Source organism: Flavobacterium sp. GNP010 (assembly GCF_056428945.1).
This window is the reverse complement of record NZ_JBWJVK010000106.1, coordinates 1-1992: the sequence shown is the minus strand read 5'-3', so window position 1 is coordinate 1992 and position 1992 is coordinate 1. Positions and strand designations below refer to the sequence as shown.

Below are 1992 nucleotides of genomic sequence, written 5' to 3'. Positions count from 1 at the left end.
GATATTAAAATGATGTTTTTTCTCACAGTTTTTCTAAAATTGCCCACAACGTCCCGCTAGTAGGCGATGGTCGGGCTAATTAAAGACAAATTTTCGGATTATCACTAATTTCCCAAATACAAAACCATTTTTCCATTAAGCCTAATTCCCGACTATTGCTTACTAGCTGTTGTGTGAGGTTTATATTTTTGCTTTTAATATTTTCGTAATTGCTTTTTTATATTCTTTATCATAATTATTTACTCCATTTTCATTTTCTCCATCTTCAATTTCTATATTATAATCATAAATTTTATTTTTTACAATTTTATAAAATGATGTCCAATTTCTTCCGGAAACTACATAGTTTTCAATAATGTTGTATTTTTTATTAAACCTTGGGCTTTTAATTTCTTCAAAGCCAATTACTTTTTTGAAGTTATTTGTTTTTGGATCAAACAAATATAAATTGTACGTCCAATTACTTCTTACATCAGAGATATTTTGCACCAAAATATCTTTAAAATTATCATTATTATAATCTTTAAATTCAATTTCTTGAGCACTGGAAAATATATTGTCTTTTAGAATTATTTTTTTTACGTTTTTAATTTTTTGTTCAATAGTAAAAATTGTATTTTTTTCTCCATCGAAACCTTCACTTTCAAATTCATATGTTAAGAGTTTCAAAGTAATGTTTTGTTTTGGATAAATTGTATCGCATTTAATTTCTAAACTTTTTGTTTTAGTGTTTTTTTGTTTTTGTCCAAAACTCAAAAAGGTTTTTGACAAAATAATAAGTAAAAAAAATATTCTAATAAATTTAATTTCTCCCATTATTTTACTTTTTATATTTCAGGTTTTCATTTGGTTAAATCTCACACAACGTTCTAAATAACCGCAGTTTGCCTATACGGTTAGTTGCTTTGGCAAATTGAGGTTATTGCTTGTTAGTATCTTGTTTCCTGATACCCAGTAAAACCGTCTCAAATGTTAAAGTTTACAAATAAAATGAAAATACTTGTAATAAACGTATTGTTATTACAGATATTCGACTTATATTTGTACAAGAGTTAAGGAAGTGATTTACACGGCAAACTCAAAAACCCAATGATTATGACACTATCAGTAAACACATCAGCAACTACTACAGAATTAGTAAACGAAGCGTTAACTTTTTCAAAATACGGAAACGATATTGAAGCGGTGACTTATATCAATGATATTTTAGAAGAACTGAAATATAAAATGAGTTCTGGAAACTTTCAAGTATTCAAAGAAAGAATAAATACTATGCTTAATGCGTAGTATTTATTTTTATAAAGTTGATAATGAAAAAGTAATATGCGTTAAGAAAATAGGTAATACCATAAACTTTATTGATGTAGAAACAGATGGAATTAATTTTAGCTGGACAATAAAAGAAAATTTTAGTAGAAAAAATATTGAATTATTCTTAAAATCAAAATTTAAACAATGGAAATAGAAAATACAAAAAAAGAAGAAGAAAGAGAGTTTGAAAAAGGTTATTACAGTAGTGAGTTATTTTGGCAAGATAGAATAAGGCAACCTATAATTGAAAAAATATTACAAAAAATATATGATCTTGAAGATGAAATAGAATTACTAAAAAGCAAAAATAAATGAACCGACAATCAATAATCGTATTCATTCAAGGCGAGCGAGTAGAAACGTACGGCAATTTAAAAAAGTGCTGTGAAGCTGAGGGATTGAAATATTGGACACTATCCCGCTTATCCTTTCCAATTCGGCTAGATAATCTTATTATACACAAAACGATCTTTAAATAGATACTAACGTCCCCGCGCTACAAGCAGTTTGGGACTAAATTAAGCCCATTATTCGGATTTGCCAAATCTTCCAAATGCAAAACCAATTTAAAATTAAGCCTAATACCCAAATTGCTTGTAGCGTGTGTTGAACTAAACCTTAGGTAACGCGAAACCGAAAAAGTAGTACTTTTCAAAGATAACTAAAATAGGATATTATGAC

Annotated in this window: 3 protein-coding genes; 2 read left to right on the top strand and 1 reads right to left on the bottom strand. The window is 27.6% G+C overall.

What is annotated here, in order from left to right; genetic code table 11:
- Positions 1-180: 180 nt before the first annotated feature.
- Positions 181-816, bottom strand: a complete 636-nt coding sequence (locus tag AC061C_RS15665; protein WP_478291946.1) for an XAC2610-related protein — start codon at positions 814-816, stop codon at positions 181-183.
- Between the two features lie 279 nt (positions 817-1095).
- Here AC061C_RS15665 and AC061C_RS15660 point away from each other — a divergent pair, with 279 nt between their 5' ends.
- Both AC061C_RS15660 and AC061C_RS15655 read left to right on the top strand, forming a co-directional pair.
- Positions 1096-1287 (top strand): hypothetical protein, encoded by a 192-nt coding sequence (locus AC061C_RS15660; protein ID WP_478291945.1) that lies wholly within the window; start codon positions 1096-1098, stop codon positions 1285-1287.
- A 168-nt stretch (positions 1288-1455) separates the two neighbouring features.
- On the top strand, positions 1456-1626 hold the full coding sequence (locus AC061C_RS15655) for a hypothetical protein (protein ID WP_478291944.1): 171 nt from the start codon (positions 1456-1458) through the stop codon (positions 1624-1626).
- The last annotated feature ends 366 nt before the right edge of the window (positions 1627-1992 follow it).

Excerpts from the sequence above, each read along its gene's own strand:
- AC061C_RS15665 (WP_478291946.1), bottom strand. The coding sequence starts at position 816 with ATGGGAGAAATTAAATTTATTAGAATATTTTTTTTACTTATTATTTTG.
- AC061C_RS15660 (WP_478291945.1), top strand. The coding sequence starts at position 1,096 with ATGACACTATCAGTAAACACATCAGCAACTACTACAGAATTAGTAAAC.
- AC061C_RS15655 (WP_478291944.1), top strand. The coding sequence starts at position 1,456 with ATGGAAATAGAAAATACAAAAAAAGAAGAAGAAAGAGAGTTTGAAAAA.